Below are 24,903 nucleotides of genomic sequence, written 5' to 3'. Positions count from 1 at the left end.
AATAAGGGAGATGGGGCCAAATGAAAAAGCGTAAAGTTCCACTTCGTAAATGTGTTGTCACGAATGAAATGAAACCAAAACAAGAGTTAATCCGCGTCGTTCGTTCCCCTGAAGGAGAAGTATCTGTAGACCTTAGTGGGAAAAAGAATGGACGAGGAGCCTATCTTAGCAACAGTAAAGAATGTTTTGAATTGGCGAAAAAGAAGGATGTTCTTTCAAAGCAATTACAAGTAAAAGTTAGTCCAGAAATATATGATGAATTAGAGCTTGCAAGAGAGCGTGGAAGCAAAAAATGAGCCTAAACGATTCTAAGTGGTTATCCTTATTAGGACTTGCAGCAAGAGCAAGACAAATTGTGACTGGAGAGGAGCTTGTCACAAAGGAAGTGCGAGCCCAGTCGGTGCAACTTGTACTTCTTTCTCAAGATGCCTCAGAAAATACAAAGAAAAAAATTTTGGACAAATGTAGTCATTATAATGTAACGGTCCGCCTCGTAGCGGATCGCGAAACTCTAGGCCATGCCATCGGTAAGGCTGAAAGAGTCGTCATCGGGATTAAGGATAGCGGTTTTGCCAAAAAAATGACTGCATTCATTGACCAATGAATGTGGAGGACGTATATGAAAAAAATGAGAATCTACGAATATGCAAAAGAAAAAAATGTATCGAGTAAAGATGTGATTGACAAATTAAAGTCTTTAAATATGGATGTAACAAACCATATGTCTGTTATTGATGATAAAATGGTGGCTTTATTAGACGGGGATTCTAAGCAGAAAAAGCCTGCAACAGATGCGCCAAAAGATAACAAAGCACAAAATCAAAATCAAAACCGTACGAATAAGCCGAACCAATCAAATAATCAATCACCGCAAAATAGAAATCATAAGAACAAACCAAAGCAAGGAAAAGGTCCACAAAATCGTTCAAACAAAGGACCAAATAAACGAAATCAAACTCAGCAAAACCATACACCACCTAAACCAAAGCCATTACCAGAAAAAATTACGTACTCTGGCTCTTTAACAGTTGGTGAGCTTGCGAAACTTCTTCATAAGGAGCCATCTGAACTGATCAAGAAGTTGATGTTTTTAGGCGTGATGTCAACGATTAATCAAGAACTCGATAAAGATACGATTGAATTGATTGCCGGTGACTATGGTGTCGAAGTAGAAGAAGAGATCATCATTGATGAGATTGACTTTGAAGAGTATGTGGAAGTTGTCAATGAAGAAAATCTTTCTGAACGTCCACCAGTTGTAACGATCATGGGACACGTTGACCACGGAAAAACAACTTTACTTGATTCGATTCGTCAAACGAAGGTAACAGAAGGCGAAGCTGGTGGTATTACTCAGCATATCGGTGCTTACCAAATCGAAACAGATGGTAAAAAAATTACGTTCTTAGATACTCCTGGACACGCGGCCTTTACAACAATGCGTGCACGTGGTGCTCAAGTAACAGATATTACGATTTTAGTTGTCGCAGCTGATGATGGTGTTATGCCGCAAACAAAAGAAGCGATTAGCCATGCGAAAGCAGCAGGAGTACCGATTATTGTCGCGGTTAACAAAATCGATAAAGAAGCAGCCAATCCCGATCGAGTCATGCAAGAGTTAACTGAATTTGAACTCGTTCCAGAAGCATGGGGAGGAGACACGATTTTTGTTAATGTTTCAGCCTTATCAGGAACGGGAATTGATGAGTTATTAGAAATGATTCTTCTTGTTTCTGAAGTAGCTGAATTAAAAGCAGATTCAACGATTAAAGCCAAAGGAACCGTGATTGAAGCTGAGCTTGATAAAGGGCGTGGAGCTGTGGCGACATTGCTCGTCCAAAATGGTTCATTAAATGTCGGAGACCCAATTGTTGTCGGTAGTTCATTTGGGCGTGTTCGTGCCATGGTTAACGATTTAGGTCGTCGTGTGAAACGTGTAGGTCCATCAACTCCTGTTGAAATTACGGGTCTAAATGATGTACCACTAGCTGGTGATCAATTCCAAGTATTTGCTGATGAGAAAAAAGCTCGTCAAATTGGGGAGGCTCGTTCTTCTCGTCAACGTGAGGAGAACCGTTCGGAAAACTCTCGCGTTAGTTTAGATGACCTCTTTAATCAAATCCAGCAAGGTGATGTTAAAGATATTAACATCATTATTAAAGCCGATGTTCAAGGTTCTGTGGAAGCAATGAGAGGATCACTTGAGAAGATTGATGTAGCTGGTGTCAAGGTTAACATCATCCATACTGGTGTTGGAGCGATTACAGAGTCAGACATTATTTTGGCTTCTGCTTCAAATGCGATTGTGATTGGTTTTAGTGTTCGTCCAGATGTGAATGCAAAACGTGTTGCTGAATCAGAAAAAGTAGACATTCGTTTACACCGTGTTATTTATAATGCGATTGATGAAATTGAAGCAGCAATGAAAGGGATGCTTGATCCTGAATTCCAAGAGAAAGTCATCGGTCAAGTGGAAATCCGTACGACATTTAAAGTATCAAAAATTGGTACAATTGCTGGATCTTATGTAACAGAAGGAAAGATTTCACGTGATTCAACTGTTCGTTTAATTCGTGATGGCGTTGTTATTTATGAAGGAGCGATTAATGCTCTGAAACGTTTTAAAGATGATGCTAAAGAAGTAGCAGCAGGTTATGAATGTGGAATTACGCTTGAGAACTTTAATGATGTAAAAGAAGGCGACATTATTGAAGCTTATATTATGGAGGAAATTGAGCGTAAATGATCATCGGCTCCGTTCGGTGTGAACTCCTCATCTATAATGTCCACTCATTAAAAGAAAAACGCTCTGTTCTCAAAAGCGTTCAAACTCGTTTGAAACAAAGGTTTAACCTTTCTGTTGCGGAAACCGATTTTCAAGACGTTTGGCAACGAGCTGAATTGTCCATTGTAACGGTCGGAAACACAAGAACCATTTGTGAAAAAGAATTACAGCGTGCCCTCGCTCTTATCGATAGTGAAGAGCGAGCGGAGCGTACGTTAACAGATTATGAATGGTTATAAGTAGAATTTAGAGATTTTCCAGAGGTGAACAACTATGAGTAATGTTCGTGCACACCGTGTAGGTGAGCAAATGAAAAAAGAATTAAGCGATATTATTATGCGTGAATTAAAGGACCCAAGGATAAGCTTTGTTACAGTAACGGGTGTTGATGTAACAGGAGACCTGCAACAGGCGAAAGTCTACATTACGGTTTTAGGTAGTGATGAGCAAAAGGAAGCAACCCTACTCGGTCTTTCAAAAGCAAAAGGCTTTATGCGGAGTGAAATTGGGAAACGAATTCGTTTACGTAAAACACCTGAGCTCATTTTTGAATTTGATCAGTCGATTGAATATGGAAATCGAATTGAATCATTATTAAGTAAAATCAATCAAGAGCCAAAAACAGGAGAATAAACCGGAAAGGATAGGGGCCATAAGGGTTCACTATCCTTTCTTTAATTAAAATTGGGTTTAAGGTGAGTGAATATTATGAATAAAGCTGGCGTCTTATCATTATATAAACCGGCTGGCATGACATCCCATGATTGTGTTGCGAAATTAAGAAAATTATTTCAAACAAAAAAAATTGGCCATACAGGAACTCTTGATCCAGCTGTAACAGGTGTATTACCGATTTGTATTGGAAAAGCAACTAAAGTCGCCCAATATATGTCCGATTATGCTAAAGCCTATGAAGCAGAAGTGACGATAGGGTATGCCACAACGACAGAGGATCAAACAGGAGAAATCATTGAAGAAAAAGCGGTCACAAATTCAATACCTTCACAAGAGATTGACGAGGTCATAGCCTCTTTTTTAGGTGAAATGAACCAAACGCCACCGATGTATTCAGCTGTCAGAGTAAACGGAAGACGATTGTATGATTACGCTAGAAAAGGGGAAACGGTGGAGCGTCCAAGTCGTATTGTGACGATTGAAGAAATAAACCGGCTCGGAGATGTTCTTTGGAATCAGGAAAAGCAGACTTTTAGTTTTCGACTATTTGTAAAGTGTTCGAAAGGGACTTACGTTCGAACGCTCGCAGTCGATATTGGGAAAAAGCTCGGATTTCCAGCCCATATGTCCAAACTACAACGAGTATCATCTGGTCCTTTTACTTTAGAAGATTGCCTTTCCTTTGAAGAACTTGAACAAATGGAATCAATTGAAGAAAGATGTCAGCAATTAAAGCCGTTAGAAATAGCGATTGCCCATATTCCAAAGTACACCGTCAACGATGAATTGGAAGCAAAAATAAAAGTAGGCTCGGTCTTACCCCAAGATAAATTTATAGATGAAAATAGATTTACGTTCTATAATAAAGAAGGTCAATGTTTAGCGATTTACAAGCAACATCCGACAAAAGCTGGATTAATCAAACCAGAAAAAATGATTTGGACAAGTCTTGACGAATAAAAGTATAGTTTTAAGGGGGACCGAAGATGGAAACGATTTATTTAAGACACCCTATCAATCCAAAAAAAATCGAAACAAAACCTAACGTTATGGCATTAGGTTATTTTGATGGTGTACATAAAGGACATCAAGAGGTCATTAAAGCCGCCGCAGCCAAAGCGATTGAGGATCATTTACAATTAACGGTGATGACCTTTCACCCTCATCCAAAAGAAGTGCTTGGGAAATCATCTGAACCGATGAGATACTTGACTCCTTTAGAAGATAAGCTAACTTATATGGAGAAGTTAGGGGTGGAGCGAATCTATATTATTTCTTTCACCGAAGAGTTTGCCAAATTATCACCGGAACAATTTGTAGAGCAGTATTTAAGCGGCTTAAATGTTAAACATGCGGTTGCTGGCTTTGATTTTACATACGGTGCGTTAGGCCGAGGGAATATGGAATCTTTACCTGAACATGCAAAAGGTCAGTTTTCACAAACGATTGTTCCTAAGTTTGAATACGGAAATTTAAAAGTGAGCTCAAGCCATATTCGTGAATTGTTGGAGCGAGGTGAAGTTGAGGAAATTCCGAATGACCTAAATCGTTATTATAAAATAAAAGGTGTTGTGATTGACGGCGATAAAAGGGGACGGAAGCTCGGGTTTCCAACGGCCAATATTCAGATGGAGAAACGTTATGTGACTCCAAGAACAGGGGTTTACGGAGTAAGGGTTACCCATGGGCAATCGCAATATTTTGGCGTTTGTAATCTCGGCTATGCTCCAACCTTTAATGAGACGCAAAAACCAGAGCCGATTATCGAAGTTCATCTCTTGCAATTTAAGGGCGATTTGTATGGGGAAGAGTTAGAAGTGGAGTGGATTTTCAGAATTCGTCCTGAAAAGAAATTTGCTGACTTTAATGACTTAGTCACCCAAATTGAAGCAGATAAACAAACAGCTATTACGTATTTTGCTGAGAATCAGCTTGCATTCTGACAAAAACCGATGTATAGTAAACAATGTACGTTAAGTACTAATCCTTTTCTTGGCAATACGATTTCACCGACGATTGCTAGGGATTGGAGATTATGAAAGGGAGGTGAACAGGATGGCATTAACACAAGAGCGCAAGAATGAATTAATCGCTGAGTTTAAAGTGCATGATACGGACACTGGTTCTCCAGAGGTTCAAGTCGCTATCCTTACTGAGCAGATCAACACATTGAATGAGCATTTACGTACTCATAAAAAGGATCACCATTCACGTCGTGGTCTTTTAAAAATGGTAGGTCAACGTCGTAACTTGTTAACTTATTTACGTAACAAAGATGTAACTCGTTACCGTAATCTAGTTGATAAGCTTGGCTTACGCCGATAGTTTTTAAGTAGAAAGCGGGAGGATTCCCGCTTTTTTCTCTCTTTAAGGACATTTATTGATTAGTAAGGATGCTTTCAGGCAGAAGATTTATACATATTAGGAACTTATCCTTTTATTTTTTTGTTAAATAGGCAATAATAAGAACAGATTGATTATTTTTGTGTACGAGAGGAGTACGCGCGTAATGGAACAGGAAAGACAAGTATTTACAATGGAATGGGCCGGTCGAACGCTTTCAATTGAAGCAGGTCAACTCGCTAAACAAGCAAACGGCGCCGTCCTTGTTCGTTATGGGGATACAGCTGTTTTAAGTACAGCTACGGCATCAAAGGAACCGAAAGATGTTAGCTTCTTCCCATTAACCGTTAACTATGAAGAACGATTATATGCTGCTGGTAAGATTCCTGGTGGGTTTATCAAAAGAGAGGGTCGTCCAAGTGAAAAAGCGATTTTAGCAAGTCGTTTAATCGATAGACCGATTCGTCCTTTATTCCCAGATGGATTTAGAAATGAAGTGCAAGTCATTAGTATCGTGATGAGTGTTGAGCAAAATTGTTCATCTGAAATGGCCGCAATGTTCGGCTCTTCATTAGCTCTTTCTATCTCAGATATCCCATTTGATGGTCCGATTGCTGGAGTGACAGTTGGTCGTGATTCTGAAGGCCAATTTATCATTAATCCTACGCCTGAGCAATTAGATAATAGTGACCTTAACTTGGTCGTAGCTGGGACGAAGGATGCGATTAACATGGTTGAAGCTGGTGCAAATGAAGTGCCAGAAGAGGTCATGCTTGAAGCGATTATGTTCGGACATGATGAGATTAAACGTCTTATTGCTTTCCAAGAAGAGATCGTTCATCAAATCGCAAAAGAGAAACAAGATGTTATCTTAAAACAAATTGCTCCTGAACTTGCTCAGGAAGTAAGAGAAATCGCTGAAGCAGATATGAAACAAGCTGTTCAAGTCCAAGAAAAACATGCAAGACAAGCAGCCATTGACACTGTTATTGAAGCAACGGTGACAAAGTTTGAAGAGCGTGATGATGAGAACATTAAAATCAGCGATGTCAAAGAAATGTTAAAAAAGCTTGTCAAAGAAGAAGTTCGCCGGTTAATTACCGTTGAAAAGGTAAGACCTGATGGGCGTGCTATCGATGAAATTCGTCCGCTTTCTTCGCAAGTGAAATTATTGCCAAGAACCCATGGCTCTGGTTTGTTCACTCGTGGTCAAACACAAGCACTAAGCATTTGTACATTAGGGGCTCTCGGTGATGTTCAAATTTTAGATGGTTTAGGAATTGAAGAATCAAAACGTTTTATGCATCATTACAACTTCCCGCAATTTAGTGTTGGGGAAACAGGCCCAATTCGTGGACCAGGTCGTCGTGAGATTGGACACGGAGCTTTAGGTGAACGTGCACTTGACCCAGTTATTCCAGATGAAAATGATTTCCCTTATACAATCCGTCTTGTATCAGAAGTGTTAGAATCAAACGGTTCAACTTCACAAGCGAGTATTTGTGCAAGTACGCTCGCGATGATGGATGCCGGCGTACCAATTAAAGCACCAGTTGCTGGTATTGCAATGGGTCTTGTGAAACAAGATGAGCATATTAGTGTGTTAACGGATATTCAAGGGATGGAAGATGCTCTTGGAGATATGGACTTTAAAGTCGCTGGAACGAAAAAGGGAGTAACTGCACTACAAATGGATATTAAAATTTCTGGTATTAACCGTGAAATTTTAGAAGAAGCCTTAGATCAAGCCAAAAGAGGGCGAATGATTATTCTAGATAGTATGCTAGCTACAATTGCGGAATCTCGTACAGAGCTGTCCGAATTTGCTCCAAAAATTATGACAATGAAAATTAACCCTGATAAGATTCGTGATGTCATTGGGCCAAGTGGAAAAATGATTAATAAAATCATAGAAGAAACAGGCGTTAAAATTGATATCGAACAAGATGGTACAGTTTATATTTCCTCTGTCGATAGTGAAATGAACAAAAAAGCACGCTCCATTATTGAAGATATTGTACGCGAAGTCGAGATTGGTCAAACTTTTCTTGGGAAAGTAAAACGAATTGAAAAGTTCGGTGCTTTTGTAGAGTTATTTAAAGGAAAAGATGGACTCGTTCACATTTCTCAACTAGCAGAAGAGAGAATTAACAAAGTGGAAGATGTCGTTCAAATTGGCGATGAGATTTTAGTCCGTGTCACGGAAATCGACAATCAAGGCAGAGTTAACTTATCAAGAAAAGTGATTTTAAAAGAAGAAAAAGAACAAAAAGAGCAACAAGATCAAAAATAACAATGGGGCTGGGGAATCCAGTCTCATTTTTTTCATTTTACGTTATCGACTACCAATGGCGACGTAAAAGTTGAAAAAGGAAGAGCGAGCACGTTGTAAAAGTGAGGTTGCGACGCGAAAAGTGAAAAAAGGAGAGCGAGAGCGTCGTAAAAGAAGAGATACGACGCGGAAAGTGAAAAAAAGGAGAGCGAGCCCGTCGTAAAAGAAGAGATACGACGCGAAAAGTGAAAAAAAGGAGAGCGAGCCCGTCATAAAAGAAGGAATACGACGCGAAAAGTGAAAAGCTAACATCTCTCTATATAATAAACATGTCCACTCCTTAGTTCTAACCTGTCCTTCATCTTCATAGGTTGAGAGTAAGGGGGAGTGATCGTGAAAAAGTATATTATTCATGCGATTTTTTTTGTCGGAATTCTTTTTTTATCATTTTCGGCGGTTCACAATCCTTTTTCATTGAAATATATTGAATCTTTGAAAGAGGATAGTTTAATGGTCATGGCTCCGTCTGATTCGCTTTTGCAAGAGATAGAATCGAAGGCAGAGTCGTATAATGTGGTACCTATAGATGCAAGGGTTGATCGTGTATGGAAGGCGGTTCCTGGTTATAATGGCTTAAAGGTTGACGTAGAAGCGTCCTATGATAAGATGAAGAAGATAGGTCTATTTGATGAAAATCGGCTCGTTTTTAATGAAATCTCTCCATCCGTTCATTTAGTGGATTTAGAGCCACAACCGATATACCGCGGCAATGAAGAAAAGCCGATGGTATCATTCTTAATAAATGTTGCCTGGGGTAATGAATATATTCCAGAGATATTAAAAACACTAAATAAACATTCAATCAAATCAACCTTTTTTCTGGATGGATCTTGGGTGAAAAATAATCCGCAAATCGCTTTAATGATTTATGAAGAAGGACATGAAATTGGAAGCCATGCTTATTCTCACCCAGATATGAATTCATTAACACAACAAAGGATTGATGAGGAATTACAGAAAACAAATGATGTGATTGAAGCAACTTTAAATGTTACACCAAAATGGTTTGCTCCTCCTAGTGGAAGTTTTAATCAAACTGTTGTCGACCGTGCAGCTAATTTAGATATGCAGACAATCTTATGGTCGGTTGATACAATCGATTGGCGAAACCCTAACCCTAATGAAATGAGCGAAAGAGTACTCGGCAAAGTTCATAATGGAGCGATGATTTTAATGCATCCAACAGAGGCGTCGACAAAAGGTTTGGAACAAATGATCATCGGAATAAAGGAAAAGAACTATCAAATTGGAACGGTGACAGACTTAATGGATGAAAAACGATTAAATATTGGTGTAACCCTTAAACAGGACTAAGGGGGTAATAGAGTGATCCAAAAGATAGAATTAGATAATGGGGTCAGAATATTAGCAGAATCAATTCCACATGTGCGTTCGGTTTCAATGGGTGTTTGGATTGGAACTGGATCAAGAAATGAACAGAAACAGGAAAATGGAATTTCGCATTTTTTAGAGCACATGTTTTTTAAAGGGACTAAAACAAGGACAGCTGGCCAAATTGCCGAGACATTTGATCGAATCGGAGGTCAAGTTAATGCCTTCACTTCAAAAGAGTATACTTGTTATTACGCAAAAGTATTAGATGAACATACAAAAATAGCGATTGATATTTTATCGGATATGTTTTTTAATTCTCTTTTTGAAAATACGGAGCTTGCTAAAGAAAGAAACGTCGTATTAGAAGAAATTAAAATGGTCGATGATACACCGGATGACATCGTTCATGATTTATTAAGTGAGGCGAGCTATGGTAAACATTCTTTAAGCTATCCGATTTTAGGAACGGTTGAGACGCTTGAAACGTTTACCGCAGAACATCTTCGTGATTATATGGACCGTTTTTATACAGGTGATTATGTCGTTGTATCGATCGCTGGTAACATTACGGATGAAATTATTGAACAAATTAAAGAGGTTTTTTCAGCGGTTAAACCGACAACGTATGAATTAAAGCGTGAAGCCCCTGTCTTTATTCCAGAAAAAATTATTCGGAAAAAAGAAACCGAGCAAGCTCATTTATGTTTAGGATATCCTGGACTAGAAATTGGGCATAAAGATGTTTACGGGCTTGTCTTATTAAACAATTTGCTTGGAGGTAGTATGAGTAGTCGCCTTTTCCAAGAAATCCGTGAGCAAAGAGGATTATGTTATTCTGTTTTCTCTTACCATTCCTCGTATCAAGATAGTGGGATGTTAACGATTTATGCGGGAACGGCTCATAAGCAGCTTGATGAATTAATTGAAGCTGTTAACATGACAACCGCTCACCTTGCTGAAAAAGGGATGACGGAAAAAGAACTTGCAAATGGAAAAGAGCAATTAAAAGGAAACTTAATGTTAAGTCTTGAAAGCACAAATAGTCGGATGAGTCGTAATGGGAAAAATGAACTATTATTAAAACAACATCGTAATTTAGATGAAATTATTCAAGAAATTAATGATGTACAGTTAGATGAAGTGAATAAGATTGCCAAATTAATTTTGACGAGTAATCCGTCCATTTCTCTTATTAATGCAACTGGTGAGATGCCGGAAGCCTTGCAAGGATAACGATTTTTTTACTAGTTGAACCTCCTACTTGATGTGGAGGCCACTGAAAAAGTTTCAACATCAGCTTTTTCTTAGAAATTAGATTTCCAAGTAGATAATCGCTCATGGGTTCAAGCTGTTTTTCATGATCCAAAACGGAGCCAGCGTAATACCCGGAGACTCCTGCGGGAGAAGTGAAACACGGGAGACCCCGCAGCGATTAGTCGCGAGGAGGCTCCCGGTTCACCCGCTATTGCTGTGGGTATGCAGCTGGCGGAGTAATCCAAATCATCCAAACTAACTTTAATTTTTCAGTGGCCTCCTTCATGTGGGAGGTCTTTTTTTAATTTTTTTCTCATAAATTGAATTAAGGACAACTAATTTAGACAACCGAGGTGAGTTTATGCGTCTAAGTGAAATGAGCAACAAAGAAATCATCGACTTTCAGCGTGGTGAACGATTAGGCATTTTAGGTCAAACGGATTTGTTAATTGATGAAGAGACGGGGGACATCCATGCTTTTATGATTCCGACGATGAAATGGTTTGGTTTTGGGAAAAAGGAACATGAAGTGACTGTTTATTGGCAGCAAATAAAAAAAATCGGTCAAGATATGATTATTATTGATTTAGAACGAATGGAGTAATTGCCAGCTCTATATTAATAAAAAATGTTCAATAATTGTAAAAGCCTATTCTTCTTTAACTTAAGGAGGAATAGGCTTTTTTCTAATTTTTTGAAGTGGGCTATTGTATTCACCACCATGAATTTATAGACATATGCTATGTTGAAGCACTTTCGTTCATCCCTAATCGCTTCATTATTTATAGACAAAAGAGATTAGAAATTGATAGGAAAGGAGACCGATTTAAGATGCTTGAAGGAAAACATATTGTCATCATTGGCGGCGATGCACGGCAACTTGAAATTATAAGAAAGCTTTCTCAAGTTCATGCCCGTATTTCATTAGTCGGTTTTGAACAGCTAGATGATGGCTTTATCGGTGCTTCCAAAGCAGTTATGGATGAATTAGATTGGAAAAAAGTAGATGCCCTTATTCTTCCTGTTAGTGGAACTGATCATGAGGGAGCGGTTGAAACGATCTTTTCTAATGAAAAAGTAATACTTAGCGCCAAACATTTAAACCAAACACCTAAACATTGTGTCGTATATAGTGGCATTAGCACTGATTATTTAAATGATGTGATCAAAAAATCAAATCGTAAATTAATTAAACTGATGGAACGAGATGACGTTGCGATTTACAATTCGATTCCTACAGCTGAAGGAGCGGTGATGATTGCGATTCAGCATACAGATATCACCCTTCATAATGCAAATATAGTCGTTTTAGGACTCGGTCGAACAGGGATGACGATTGCTAGAACTTTTTCAGCTATTGGAGCTAAGGTAAAGGTAGCGGCTAGAGAAAATGAACTTTTAGCGAGAGTGACAGAGATGGGTTTAACCCCAATTCCATTATCTGAACTAGAAAACCAATGTTCTGATGTTGATATTTTTGTTAATACGATCCCAGCCCTCGTCTTAACAGAAAAAGTAATCGCCAAAATACCGACTCATTCCTTGATTATTGATTTAGCTTCAAAACCGGGTGGAACCGATTTTGATTATGCTGAAAAAAGAGGAATAAGAGCTCAATTAGTCCCAGGACTTCCGGGAATTGTCGCTCCTAAAACAGCCGGAAAAATATTGGCAAATGTTCTAACTGAATTATTGTTGGAACAGTAGGTATGGTTATTATTCTAGCTGCGTCCGTTAGAAGCTCGAGAAAAATTAATGGAAATGTTCACTTTTAAGTTGAAACGAATGGCCTTTAGTTAACCAAAACGAAGACAGCGGAATGCCCGGAGACTCCTGCGGGATTAGTGAGGGACGAGAGACCCCGCAGTGTTACACGAGGAGGCTCTCGACTCACCCGCGGAACGCGTAGGGCATTCCGCTGGCGCAGTAAACCAACTGCACTCATCTCGCTTCTGAGCAAAGGGACTCCGCTTTATCAATCTAGCTGTGTCCGTTAGAAGTTCGAGAAAAATCGCCCATCTGAGTGAAGACAAAAAGCGTCTTCATCAGCTGTTCTTATTTTTTCTCACTTCTGCCCAAACGGACTCCGCTTTATATTTTAAGGAGGTTTATTATGTTGTTGGAAGGGAAGCATATTGGATTTGGTTTAACGGGATCTCATTGTACGTATGATGCCGTTCTTCCACAAATGGAAAAGTTAGTTAGCTTAGGGGCCAAAGTTACCCCATTTATTACCTATACTGTTGAATCAACGGACACGAAGTTTGGAGATAGCTTAGATTGGTTAAGGAAAATTAAAGAGATAACGAATGAACCGATTGTCAATTCGATTGTAAAGGCAGAGCCATTCGGTCCTAAGACCCCATTAGATTGTATGATTATTGCTCCAATCACTGGAAATTCGACGAGCAAGTTTGCGAATGCTTTAACGGATTCTCCTGTTTTAATGGGAGCTAAAGCAACTTTAAGAAATGGAAACCCTGTCGTACTTGGAATCTCAACAAATGATGCATTAGGTTTAAATGGCATCAATATTATGAGATTGATGGCAACGAAAAATATTTACTTTATTCCATTTGGTCAAGATGATCCTGTTCTTAAACCGAATTCGCTTGTCGCTCGTATGGATTCACTTGTTGAGACGGTTGAAGCGGCGATTGAGGGAAAACAATATCAACCAGTGCTTATTGAAAAATACAAAGATTAATTGATTCTTTTTGGCAACAGTTGCATTAATGCTTGTTTTCCCTTAAAGTTTAATAGAGTAATCAAACAGCCAAAATAAAAAGATCGTAATTGGATAGGCTGACCATTTGTTAATTTTTTTTGAAAACTGAAGGGAGACAGTATTCATGCAAAATGTAAGTTACAGCGTAGCCGTAGTAGGAGCAACAGGAGCAGTAGGTCAACAAATCTTAAAAACTTTAGAAGAGAGAGATTTTCCAATTGGTCAATTAAAATTACTTTCTTCAAAGCGATCGGCTGGAACAAAAATTACTTTTAAAGGTGAAGAGTATACAGTTGAAGAAGCAACACCAGATTCTTTTGAAGGAGTGCAAGTCGCTTTATTTAGTGCAGGTGGTTCAGTATCGAAAAAACTAGCACCAGAAGCAGTGAAACGTGGAGCGATTGTCGTGGATAATACGAGTGCATATCGTATGGACCCAGAAGTGCCGTTAGTCGTACCAGAAGTAAATGAAGCGGACTTAAAAGAACATAAGGGCATCATTGCAAATCCAAACTGCTCAACGATTCAAATGGTTGTTGCTCTTGAACCATTACGTGAAAAATATGGTTTGAAAAAAGTCGTTGTATCGACGTACCAAGCCGTATCTGGAGCTGGTTTAGAAGCGATTGAAGAAATGAAACAACAAACAGCAGCGATTTTAAATGGAGAAGAAGTGAAGGCAGAAGTCCTACCTTGTAGTGGGGATAAAAAGCACTATCAAATTGCCTTTAATGCCGTTCCACAAATTGATCTTTTCCAAGAAAATGGTTATACATTTGAAGAAATGAAAATGATAAACGAAACGAAAAAGATTATGCATATGGCAGAACTTGAAGTCGCGGCTACTTGTGTACGTTTACCAGTGGAAACAGGGCATTCGGAGTCTGTTTATATTGAAACAGATAAAGGTGGAGCGTCTGTTTCAGAAATTAAGGAGTTATTAGCCTCATCACCGGGTGTTACATTACAAGATGATCCAGACAATCAAATTTACCCAATGGCCTCTACTGCTGTAGGCAAAAACGATGTGTTTGTCGGAAGAATTCGTCGTGATTTAGACCGTGATAATGGATATCATATGTGGATCGTTTCAGATAATCTACTAAAAGGTGCTGCATGGAATTCAGTTCAAATTGCTGAAAGTTTAATTAAATTAAATTTACTAGGATAAATAAGAGTGGTGTATTATGAAAATCATTGTTCAAAAGTTTGGTGGAACATCAGTTAAAGACGAGGAAGTAAGGGAACTTGCCGCTGGTCATGTGATGCGTGCAAGCGAGGATGGCTATAAAGTAATTGTGGTTGTTTCCGCGATGGGCAGAGCTGGTCAGCCTTATGCAACAGACACCCTGCTTGGGTTAATGGATCGAACGATTATGCCTAAGCGTGAGCAAGATTTACTTGTCTCATGTGGTGAAGTTATTTCCTCTGTTGTTTTTACAGAAGTATTATTGAAAAAAGGTCTAAAAGCAAGAGCATTAACAGGTGCTCAAGCTGGATTTAGAACGAACGAAGATTTTACGCAAGCAAAAATTACGGATATGAGATCCGAGCATTTGAAGACGCTCCTTGCCGACTTTGATGTTGTCGTTGTGGCTGGTTTCCAAGGGCAATCAAAAAATGGTGAGCTAGCAACATTAGGTCGAGGCGGGAGTGATACATCGGCTACGGCTCTTGGTGCCGCCGTTCAAGCGGAATGGGTCGATATTTTTACCGATGTAGAAGGAGTTATGACCGCTGATCCGAGAATTGTTAAAGAAGCTCGAGCGTTAGATGTTATGACGTATACGGAAATTTGTAATATGGCCTATCAAGGAGCGAAAGTGATTCACCCTCGTGCGGTGGAAATCGCGATGCAAGCGAAAATCCCGATTCGTATTCGTTCGACCTTGTCAGAAGAGCGTGGCACTTTAATTACTTCTTCGTTAAATGAAGATGCCACTCAAGATGTAAAAGAACGAATCATCACTGGTATCGCCCATTTATCAAATGTAACGCAAATCAAAGTATTTGCACAAGATGGGCAATATGATTTGCAGGAAAAGGTTTTTAAAGCGATGGCGAATGAAAAAATCAGCGTCGACTTTATTAACATCAATCCACGCGGTGTTGTTTATACGGTCTTAGATGAAGTTGCTGAACGAGCGATCGACGTTTTACAAACGATGGGGTATGAGCCAGAAGTGCAAAGCAATTGTGCTAAAGTCTCGGCAGTTGGGGCTGGAATGACAGGAGTACCTGGAGTCACAGCGAAAATTGTCGGAGCTTTATCGAGAGAAAATATTCAAATTTTGCAATCGGCTGACTCCCATACGACGATTTGGGTTTTAGTCAAAGGTGAGGATTTAGTCAAGGCGGTTAATGCCCTTCATCATATGTTTCATTTAATTGAATCAGACGAATAAAAGCACCGATTCATATTGTTTGTTTTGACGATTGTTAAGGAGCTGAGAATCATGAATTTTGGACGTTTATTAACAGCTATGGTTACTCCTTTTCAAGATAATGGTCAAATAGATTATGTCTCATTAAAGAGGTTAATCGATCATTTAATTCAACATGGAACTGATTCACTCGTTGTTTGTGGTACAACGGGTGAATCTCCTACCTTAACGAAGCAAGAAAAGGATGATTTATTTCGTTTTGTTGTGGATTATGTTAATCAAAGAATTCCAGTCATTGCTGGTGTCGGTAGTTTTAATACAGAAGAGTCTGTTCAAGCGACCAAACGGGCGACGACTCTAGGGGTTGATGGCATCATGGCTGTGGTCCCTTATTATAATAAACCTTCACAAAAAGGTTTGATTGAGCATTTTTCAGCTATTGCGGCGAGTACAGATTTACCTGTTATGTTATACAATGTGCCTGCACGTACCGTTGTCAATATGACCAGTGCAACAGTAATTGAATTAGCGAAAGTCGGAAATATCACCTCTGTTAAAGAAGCAAGTGGAGATTTGGAGCAAGTAGCTGAGATTATAGAGGGCACACCTGATGGTTTTTATGTTTATAGTGGGGATGATTCATTAACCATACCATCGTTAGCGATTGGCGCTAATGGAGTTGTATCTGTAGCGGCACATGTTTATGGCTTAGAGATGAAAAAAATGATTGATGCCTATTTTAATGGGAATGTGGTAGAGGCAGCAGCAATGCATAGGAACCTATTGCCAATGATGAAAGCGATGTTTTTAGCACCAAGTCCAACATGTGTTAAATATGCACTAAGTTTAAAAGGGATAGATGTTGGTAGTGTCCGCTTGCCATTGGTCGACATTGAACCAGAAATAAAGTCGCAATTAAATGAATTAATGAACAAGGCAAAATTCTAAAAGATTTATCATGATAGAGTTATATGGAAGGGGGCTGTCCCAAAGGCATGAAAATGACCTTTGAGGGTTCAGTCCCTTTTTTAATACATAATAAAGTGAGAGGTAAGACACCGCTCCTGAGCACACACCCACAGGCCGGTACTGAACTGTCAACACCAGTGGATTTCTGAGGTGTGGCTATTGAAAACGGTCAATTCGTTAAAATATAGGTACATTAGTTACTCAACTTTCGTATCGAGAAAATCCGTTCAACGAGTTGGCAGAGCGAAAGGGAAGCTCTTAAACAAATGCCCTTGACACGTTTGAAAAGCGAGAACGTACTATCACACAAAACGGATAAACTGTGCATCAAGAAAAAATAGACAATGTACAATGCACTTCGGCTGTCGCTCCCAAACAGACACTCCGCGTGCTTGCCGAGAACCTCATGAGCCTCCTCAGCGTTCACGCTTGCGGGGTCTCATTGGACGGTTTATTCCTGCGGAAGTCTCCGTGTCTGTTTGTCCGCTAGATACTGGAATCGAATCTAGGTTCGGTTTTCTCATGGAATAAAAAAATAGTCATGACTTCAAAGTACATTAGCTTGAGAATGATTTTTCTCTTTCAATAACCAACAAAGTGAAGAAGAAGGTCCTTCTGCGTTAAAAATAGCTAATTTGGAAAGAGCCATATCATCAAGCCTCTCCACGACACTTAGCGAACAAAACCATACGGAGACTCCCGCGGGAATAAACCGTGGAGCGAGACCCCGCAAGGCTTGCCGAGGAGGCTCGCAAGGTTCCCGCAGGACGCGGAGTATGGTTTTGGTAGCGACAGCCGAAGCGCTTCATTTAGTGAACAGTTTCCTTCAACAGCCTACGAAGAGATGTGTTCAGACTGTCAACGATTGAACCGTTCATGTAAAGTCAATTTGAGTCTTGTATCGCCCTAAAGTTAATCTCTATCAACGGTTAAGGGTCAATTATACGCTGCGAAAGTTGAGTTAGTTAGTTATACTCCGCCAGCTCCATACCCTACCCTACGTGTTCCGTGGGTGGCTACACTATAGACTTCAATATTTTTGAGTGTGACTTATGACTCCCTCCTGTGCCCTAGCGGATCATGATTTTCGGGAGCGGCGAACATTGCTCCATAACCACTCCACCTAGCTATTTTCATTCAAAATACATCGGTTTCTATGTAAACAATCATTCAGAGGTATAAACGGTTTCTTTATGAACAAAGGCGGAGCGAGCGGAATGCACGGAGACTCCTGCTGGAATAGTGAAGGGCGGGAGACCCCGCAGCGAAGTGAGGAGGCTCCCGATTCACCCGCGGAACGCGTAGGGCGTGCAGCTCGAGGAGCAGACTAACTAATCTAGCCATATATTAACGAGTAAACGGTTTTCAGTGGCATCAATAGTGGAGAACAGCAGACCCCGCTGCGATGTTGTCAGGGGGCTGGAGGATTAAACCAGTTGTTAAATTTTTATTGAAAACAATTAAATAATTTCTTGATTTTAGCAACTGAGGAAGATCAGTCTTGTCTTTCATTTTGAAAATAAGGTATACTGATAACAAGTGATTCGGACGGGTATGATGAACAGAAGTATTAAATGTTTATTCATTTATTTGAACCATCTTTGCCAAGGATATGGGTCGGATAGGTAAAAGAATCGTACTAGGTTGTTTTTTAGCCTAGTTTCTTTAGAAATGATTTACAGACAGCAAAAAGATAAACGAATAGAAAAATAAAGCAACAGCTAAGATTTTTTCTACAAATTAGGAGGAAGCACATTGTCAAATGAAAAAATAGAGAGAGTACGGGTATTCGCCTTAGGAGGAGTAGGCGAAATTGGTAAAAACATGTACGGAGTTGAAGTGAATGAAGATATTATTATCGTTGATGCGGGACTAATGTTCCCAGATGATGATATGTTAGGTGTTGATATCGTCATTCCAGACGTTTCGTATCTGATAGAAAATGAGGAACGTGTAAGAGGAATTGTTTTAACACATGGACATGAGGACCATATAGGAGGCTTGACTTATGTTTTAAAACAACTAAATGTTCCGGTTTATGGAACGAAATTAACCCTTGGCTTAGTGGAAGAAAAACTGAAGGAAGCGGGCATTTGGCGTCAAACAAAGCTTCATTTAATCGATGAACATTCCAATATTGTCGTTGGAAGTACAAATGTCTCCTTTTTCCGAACGAATCACAGTATCCCAGATTCAGTAGGTATTTGTATTGAGACGGAACAAGGTTATGTGGTACATACTGGTGACTTTAAATTTGACCAAACTCCAGTCGATGGACTGCAAGCAGATATTGGTAAAATGGCTGCAATTGGACAAAAAGGAGTTTTATGTTTACTGTCCGACAGTACAAATGCAGAAAAGCCAGGTTTAACAAAATCAGAAACTGAAGTAGGACACGGTATTCAAGAAGTATTTGAAAATACGGTTAGTCGAATTATTGTGACGACTTTCGCTTCAAATGTGCACCGAATTCAGCAAGTGATTGATGCGTCCATTCGGACAAATCGTAAAGTGGCTGTAGTCGGAAAAAGTATGGTTCGAGTCATTACGATTGCATCAAGATTAGGCTATTTGACTTATCCAAAAGATATTATGATTGAAGTGGACGAAATCAATAAATATGACGATGAGCATATTACGATTTTAACGACGGGAAGTCAGGGTGAACCAATGTCTGCGTTAACACGTATGGCTAAGGGAGCACATCGTCAAATTACGATTACCCAATATGATACGGTGATTATTGCAGCTAATGCAATTCCAGGGAATGAAAAATCGGTATCCGGAATTATTGATAAATTACATCGTATTGGTGCGGAAGTAGTGTACGGACAAGCAAGAGTCCATGCATCGGGACATGGTAGTCAAGAAGAGTTAAAACTGATGATTAACCTAATGAGACCGAAGTATTTTGTTCCCGTTCATGGTGAGTTTAAAATGCAGCACGCTCATAAGGATTTAGCGCTAAGTGTTGGTATCCCAGAAGAAAATATTTTCTTAGTAGACAAAGGGGATGTTGTTGAATTTTCAAAAGGACAAGCCCGTAAAGCCGGTAAAGTCCCTTCCGGAAATGTATTAATTGATGGATTAGGTGTTGGTGATGTCGGGAATATCGTGCTAAGAGATCGTAGACTTTTATCGAAGGATGGGATATTAGTTGTTGTCGTCACTTTAAACAAGAAGACGAGTCAAATCGTTTCTGGTCCAAATATTATTTCGCGTGGTTTTGTTTATGTTCGTGAATCCGAAAAGTTACTCGAGGATGCAAATGAGTTGGTCGGAAATATTTTGCAAAAATGTATGACGGAAAATGTGAATGAATGGTCTTCTTTAAAGAGTAATGTCAGAGAAGGATTAAGCCGTTATTTATTTGAAAAAACAAAAAGACGCCCAATGATCTTGCCGATTATTATGGAAGTATGAAGTGCCTAATAATCGATTAAGACAAAGGCCTTCATAATAGAGGTGACTGAAGAAGTGGAAACACTTTTTTAGTCGCCTTTTTTGTTGGTTGAGCTAGCCCAAGTATGTGGATACCGACCGAAGCGGAGCCGACTTATTCGTTTAGAAACTGTAAAAATATGTATCCTAGTGTAGAGGGAGCCCACTTATTTGACAGGAACCAGCGAAAAGTTGTATCCAAACGAATTTGGCTCCCAAATTCTTGTCTGCAACGAACAAAAGCATGTATCTACCCACCCTTTTTTAAATCAACTCCCCGTTAGCTATATCCACTTCTTGTGCACTAAGGAATATTTGACTATGAAGCGCTTATACTAAAAGCATCCAAAAGAGAAGGAGGACGTTATTGTCATGAATCATTATGCCTCTAACCAAGAACAATCACCGCCACCAACGGATCCTAAAAAAGAGGAGAAATCGGGAGGGATTTTAGATAAGATTCAAGAGTTAGGCCAGACAAATGTCGTTCAAATGGAAAATTCGAATATCCATTGTATGACAGTTGTTGGTCAGATTGAAGGGCATATGCAATTGCCTCCACAAAATAAAACGACTAAATACGAACATTTAATTCCGCAGCTTGTTGCGGTTGAGCAAAATCCCAAAATAGAAGGTTTGTTAATTATTCTGAATACAGTCGGTGGTGACGTCGAAGCGGGACTCGCAATTTCTGAAATGATTGCATCGATGTCAAAACCTTCTGTTACGCTCGTTTTAGGCGGGGGCCATTCCATAGGTGTACCGATTGCCGTTGCATCTAATTATTCGTTAATTGCTGAAACGGCAACAATGACGATTCATCCTGTTCGTTTAACAGGTCTAGTGATTGGTGTTCCACAAACATTTGAATATCTCGATAAAATGCAAGACCGAGTCATCAATTTTGTGACAAAGCACTCGGGAATTAGCGAGGAGAAATTTAAAGAATTAATGTTTAGTAAAGGAAATTTAACACGAGATATTGGAACGAATGTTGTGGGAACGGATGCGGTTGAATATGGTTTAATTAATGAGGTTGGTGGAATAGGACAGGCCTTAGTGAAATTAAATAAACTAATTGATGAGAAAAAGAATCAAGGAGATCTTGTTCAATGATTTTATATACGATGATGCCAAACGAAATGGTTTTTCCTGAAGATGAACAAACGTATTCCAATTATGTAACGGTTCCAATTGAAGATGGCCACTTAGTCGTTCAGCAAATCAATGGTTCTGATTATAAAGTCATTCGTTTAGTTTGTTCGAATCCAATGGCTTATTTAAATGAGCAATACACTCCAGGGACCGTCATTCAGGCGATGCCACAATAGTTTCATTCACTTCGATATTTATTCATGAAAAAGCATTGGATATGATATAATAATGGATGATTAGTAAAAGCAGCCAGTCTTTGGCTGCTTCTTAGTATTGGTAACATTTAGATGATTAAGGGTGAGTGCTTTGGCAAAAAGAAAAAAAAAGAAAAAAACACAATGGAAATCCCAGCTTACGTATGAGCTAATCGGTTTAGGTTTGTTAGTGATTGCCGTTGTTACATTAGCTCGCTTAGGATCGGTTGGGGAAACATTTGTTAGTTTATTCCGCTTTTTTTTAGGGGAATGGTTTATTTTATTAGCGGCAGGATTACTTGTTCTCGCCCTATATGTGATTTTCAAACGAGAAATGCCGACATTTTGGTCAAGGAGAATGGCCGGTATTTACGTTATGATGACTTCGTTTGCTTTATTTAGTCATATTGGATTATTTCGAAATTTAGGCTATCGTGAAGGTTTTGCCGATCAATCCGTTATTCGGAATACGTTTCGACTCTTTTCAATGGAACTAAGAGGAGAAACCTCGGCTAGTGAAGATTTAGGTGGCGGAATGGTCGGTTCTGTTGTATTTGCTGTCAGTCATTTTTTATTTGCAGAAAGCGGCTCTTATTTTCTCTGTTTTATTTTATTCATAATCGGCTTAATTTTAATTACGGGTAAATCATTTACGGAGTTTGCTGCATCAAGTTTCCGTAAAAGTTATGTTTATTTAACCGATAGTTTTAATAACTTTATTAGAGAAGGAAAGCTGTGGAAGGAACAAACGAAGGAAAAGCTGGCAGAAGAACGTGAAAACCAACGTAAGAAAAAAGCAGGGAAAAAAGCGAAAATCACGGATGAGTTAAAACAGGCACCAGAACTAGATGATTCGCCAGAACCTGAAATTGTTGACTTTGCTGAAAGAGCCTATTCTAAATCGGTTGAAGCAAGAGAGAACGCTGAATTAAAAACGAAGCAAGATAAGAAAAACCAGGACAAGCTTAATGAGTCAGATAATCACCAAACGGAGGAACAGCCTGAGGTGGCTCTCATGGCAACAGCGATTGAGGAAAATAAAGATTATCAACTGCCTTCCTTTGATTTATTACAATCACCAACATTAGCGAACCAAAGCAATGATCGCCAGCGTTTAACGTCAAATGCGAGAAAACTGGAACAGACACTAGAGAGTTTTGGTGTCAAAGCGAAAGTAATGAAAGTTCATTTAGGTCCTTCTGTGACCAAATATGAAGTGAATCCAAGTGTAGGTGTAAAGGTAAGCAAAATTGTCAACCTTGTCGATGATTTAGCACTAGCGTTAGCAGCAAAAGATATTCGTATTGAGGCACCGATTCCTGGAAAGTCGGCGATTGGGATCGAGGTACCAAACCAAGAAGTGGCTATTGTAACGTTAAGAGAGGTCCTAGACTCTGACAAATCAAAAGCGGATACGAATGTGTTATCTGTAGCCTTGGGACGTGATATTTCAGGTGAACCTGTATTAGCTCCATTAAATAAAATGCCTCATCTCCTTGTAGCAGGTGCGACAGGAAGTGGGAAAAGTGTTTGTATTAATGGGATTATTACGAGTATTTTATTAAAAGCGAAACCTCATGAAGTGAAATTAATGATGATTGATCCTAAAATGGTTGAGTTAAATATGTACAATGGGATCCCTCATTTATTAACTCCTGTTGTAACCGAACCGAAAAAAGCGTCACAAGCTTTAAAAAAGGTAGTGGCCGAAATGGAACGCCGTTATGATTTATTTTCGAATTCGGGTACAAGAAATATTGAAGGGTATAATGAATATATAAGACGTTCGAATGAAGGGCAACAGGCGAAACAGCCGTTTCTTCCATATATCGTGGTCATTGTCGATGAGTTAGCTGATTTAATGATGGTCGCTAGTGGAGATGTTGAGGATTCGATTGCAAGGCTTGCCCAAATGGCGAGAGCGTCAGGTATTCATATGATCATTGCCACACAAAGACCTTCTGTAGATGTCATAACTGGGGTTATTAAAGCGAATATTCCTTCTCGAATTGCTTTTGGCGTTTCTTCTCAAGTAGATTCGCGAACGATTATTGACTCTGCGGGGGCCGAAAAGCTTTTAGGTCGTGGTGATATGCTTTATTTACCAGTTGGTGCGACAAAACCAACCCGCGTACAAGGAGCATTTTTATCAGATGATGAGGTTGAAGGTATCGTCTCTTACGTAATTTCACAACAAAAAGCACAATACATAGAAGAAATGACACCATCAGAAGAGGTGCAGACAACAAATCACGAAGAGACCGATGATTTATATGAAGATGCTGTTGATTTAGTAACAGAGATGAATACGGCTTCCGTGTCGATGATTCAGCGTCGTTTTCGTGTTGGTTATGCGAGAGCAGCTCGTATCATCGATCAAATGGAAGAACGAGGGGTAGTTGGTCCTTATGAGGGCAGTAAACCACGAGAAGTTTTAGTGGCTAAAAAAAATGATGAAGAACAATCTTCTTAAAAAAGATAAAATATCGGTTTTAAAACAAAAACCGATAATGGAGAGAAGTAGAAAGTTTGAAGGAGTGGAACATGTGATAAAAGCGGATCAGCGACCATTATATTTACAAGTGATTGATCGAATAAAACAGGATATTGAAAATAAATTGTATCAAGAAGGACAAAAGCTGCCGTCTGAATTTGATTTGTCTAAACAATTAGGGATTAGTCGAGCAACTCTTAGAGAAGCCTTAAGATTATTAGAAGAGGAAGGGGTCGTCATTCGTCGTCATGGAGTGGGGACTTTTGTTCATACGAAGCCACTTTTTTCAGCTGGGATAGAGGAGCTTCATAGTGTAACGGAAATGATTGCCCAAGCCGATATGGAGCCAGGTACGATATTTCTTTCATCAGCGATTAAAGAAGCGACTGAAGAGGATAAAAAAAGATTCAGCCCGATTGAAACGGACAAAATTCTTGAAATCGAACGTGTTCGAACAGCTAATCAAGTACCCATTGTTTATTGTTTGGATAAAATCCCACATGAATTATTACAAGACTTTTCGATTCATGAAATTAAGTCCTTTTTTTCTTTGTTGGATGAATCGGGACAAGGAATATCCTATGCAGTCACGTATATTGAGCCACTTGGTTATCATGAAAAAGTATCTGAGATTCTTGAATGTGATCCGGAGACATCACTTTTATTGCTTAAACAAATCCATTATAACGAGCAGGATGAACCACTTCTTTATTCTTTAAATTATTTTAGAGCCGATAAATTTAAGTTCCACGTATTAAGAAAACGGATTAAAGCATAACCTAATCAAAATGATCAAAAAAGGAGTTTTAGACTA

General features: G+C 39.2%; 22 protein-coding genes. All 22 read left to right on the top strand.

The window, feature by feature from the left end:
• Positions 1–20: 20 nt before the first annotated feature.
• The 22 genes from rnpM to AA0017_RS10140 all read left to right on the top strand — a co-directional run bounded on the left by rnpM (position 21) and on the right by AA0017_RS10140 (position 24,867).
• On the top strand, positions 21–296 hold the full coding sequence (rnpM, locus tag AA0017_RS10245) for an RNase P modulator RnpM (protein ID WP_413381534.1): 276 nt from the start codon (positions 21–23) through the stop codon (positions 294–296).
• On the top strand, positions 293–604 hold the full coding sequence (locus AA0017_RS10240; RefSeq protein ID WP_413381532.1) for a YlxQ family RNA-binding protein: 312 nt from the start codon (positions 293–295) through the stop codon (positions 602–604). Before rnpM ends, AA0017_RS10240 begins: the two co-directional genes overlap by 4 nt.
• Positions 605–619: 15 nt before the next feature.
• On the top strand, positions 620–2,746 hold the full coding sequence (infB, locus tag AA0017_RS10235; RefSeq protein ID WP_413381530.1) for a translation initiation factor IF-2: 2,127 nt from the start codon (positions 620–622) through the stop codon (positions 2,744–2,746).
• Entirely contained in the window at positions 2,743–3,024 is a 282-nt protein-coding gene (locus tag AA0017_RS10230; protein WP_413381528.1) for a DUF503 domain-containing protein, read from the top strand. Before infB ends, AA0017_RS10230 begins: the two co-directional genes overlap by 4 nt.
• Before the next feature lie 34 nt (positions 3,025–3,058).
• The gene (gene rbfA, locus AA0017_RS10225) at positions 3,059–3,418 is read left to right on the top strand and encodes a 30S ribosome-binding factor RbfA (RefSeq protein ID WP_004428461.1); all 360 of its coding nucleotides are present in this window, start codon (positions 3,059–3,061) and stop codon (positions 3,416–3,418) included.
• A 75-nt stretch (positions 3,419–3,493) separates the two neighbouring features.
• Positions 3,494–4,420 (top strand): tRNA pseudouridine(55) synthase TruB, encoded by a 927-nt coding sequence (gene truB, locus AA0017_RS10220; RefSeq protein WP_413381526.1) that lies wholly within the window; start codon positions 3,494–3,496, stop codon positions 4,418–4,420.
• Positions 4,421–4,446: 26 nt separating this feature from the next.
• Positions 4,447–5,403, top strand: coding sequence for a riboflavin biosynthesis protein RibF (gene ribF / locus AA0017_RS10215; protein ID WP_413381524.1), 957 nt, complete (start codon positions 4,447–4,449; stop codon positions 5,401–5,403).
• 112 nt (positions 5,404–5,515) lie between these two features.
• Entirely contained in the window at positions 5,516–5,785 is a 270-nt protein-coding gene (gene rpsO / locus AA0017_RS10210) for a 30S ribosomal protein S15 (protein WP_004428454.1), read from the top strand.
• Positions 5,786–5,969: 184 nt separating this feature from the next.
• Positions 5,970–8,096 carry a polyribonucleotide nucleotidyltransferase gene (gene pnp / locus AA0017_RS10205; RefSeq protein WP_413381521.1) on the top strand — a complete coding sequence of 709 codons (2,127 nt, stop codon included), beginning with the start codon at positions 5,970–5,972 and terminating at the stop codon, positions 8,094–8,096.
• A gap of 369 nt (positions 8,097–8,465) precedes the next feature.
• Positions 8,466–9,449: a polysaccharide deacetylase family protein gene (locus AA0017_RS10200; RefSeq protein ID WP_413382545.1), complete on the top strand. Its 984-nt coding sequence runs from the start codon at positions 8,466–8,468 to the stop codon at positions 9,447–9,449.
• 12 nt (positions 9,450–9,461) lie between these two features.
• A complete protein-coding gene (locus tag AA0017_RS10195; RefSeq protein ID WP_413381519.1) occupies positions 9,462–10,703 on the top strand; it encodes a M16 family metallopeptidase in 1,242 nt (413 codons plus the stop codon).
• A 382-nt stretch (positions 10,704–11,085) separates the two neighbouring features.
• Positions 11,086–11,328 (top strand): YlmC/YmxH family sporulation protein, encoded by a 243-nt coding sequence (locus AA0017_RS10190; protein WP_004428445.1) that lies wholly within the window; start codon positions 11,086–11,088, stop codon positions 11,326–11,328.
• A gap of 227 nt (positions 11,329–11,555) precedes the next feature.
• On the top strand, positions 11,556–12,431 hold the full coding sequence (dpaA, locus tag AA0017_RS10185) for a dipicolinic acid synthetase subunit A (RefSeq protein WP_413381516.1): 876 nt from the start codon (positions 11,556–11,558) through the stop codon (positions 12,429–12,431).
• 406 nt (positions 12,432–12,837) lie between these two features.
• Complete coding sequence (gene dpaB, locus AA0017_RS10180; protein WP_413381514.1) at positions 12,838–13,431, top strand: dipicolinate synthase subunit B; 594 nt, start codon at positions 12,838–12,840, stop codon at positions 13,429–13,431.
• Positions 13,432–13,576: 145 nt separating this feature from the next.
• Positions 13,577–14,623: an aspartate-semialdehyde dehydrogenase gene (asd, locus tag AA0017_RS10175; protein ID WP_413381512.1), complete on the top strand. Its 1,047-nt coding sequence runs from the start codon at positions 13,577–13,579 to the stop codon at positions 14,621–14,623.
• Positions 14,624–14,639: 16 nt separating this feature from the next.
• Complete coding sequence (gene dapG / locus AA0017_RS10170) at positions 14,640–15,857, top strand: aspartate kinase (protein WP_413381510.1); 1,218 nt, start codon at positions 14,640–14,642, stop codon at positions 15,855–15,857.
• A gap of 51 nt (positions 15,858–15,908) precedes the next feature.
• Positions 15,909–16,784: a 4-hydroxy-tetrahydrodipicolinate synthase gene (gene dapA, locus AA0017_RS10165; RefSeq protein WP_413381508.1), complete on the top strand. Its 876-nt coding sequence runs from the start codon at positions 15,909–15,911 to the stop codon at positions 16,782–16,784.
• A 1,776-nt stretch (positions 16,785–18,560) separates the two neighbouring features.
• Positions 18,561–20,228: a ribonuclease J gene (locus tag AA0017_RS10160; protein WP_413381506.1), complete on the top strand. Its 1,668-nt coding sequence runs from the start codon at positions 18,561–18,563 to the stop codon at positions 20,226–20,228.
• Between the two features lie 390 nt (positions 20,229–20,618).
• Complete coding sequence (locus AA0017_RS10155; protein ID WP_413381504.1) at positions 20,619–21,362, top strand: ClpP family protease; 744 nt, start codon at positions 20,619–20,621, stop codon at positions 21,360–21,362.
• Positions 21,359–21,577, top strand: coding sequence for a YlzJ-like family protein (locus AA0017_RS10150; RefSeq protein ID WP_413381502.1), 219 nt, complete (start codon positions 21,359–21,361; stop codon positions 21,575–21,577). The genes AA0017_RS10155 and AA0017_RS10150 overlap by 4 nt, the downstream gene beginning before the upstream one ends.
• Before the next feature lie 130 nt (positions 21,578–21,707).
• Positions 21,708–24,068 (top strand): DNA translocase FtsK, encoded by a 2,361-nt coding sequence (locus AA0017_RS10145; RefSeq protein WP_413381500.1) that lies wholly within the window; start codon positions 21,708–21,710, stop codon positions 24,066–24,068.
• A gap of 37 nt (positions 24,069–24,105) precedes the next feature.
• Positions 24,106–24,867: a GntR family transcriptional regulator gene (locus AA0017_RS10140; protein WP_413382542.1), complete on the top strand. Its 762-nt coding sequence runs from the start codon at positions 24,106–24,108 to the stop codon at positions 24,865–24,867.
• Positions 24,868–24,903 lie beyond the last annotated feature (36 nt).

It is taken from the genome of Alkalihalobacillus phoenicis (assembly GCF_047302405.1).
GTDB lineage: Bacteria > Bacillota > Bacilli > Bacillales > Bacillaceae_D > Alkalihalobacillus.
Note: the sequence above shows the minus strand (reverse complement) of the source record. Positions and strands in the feature narration are given on the sequence as shown.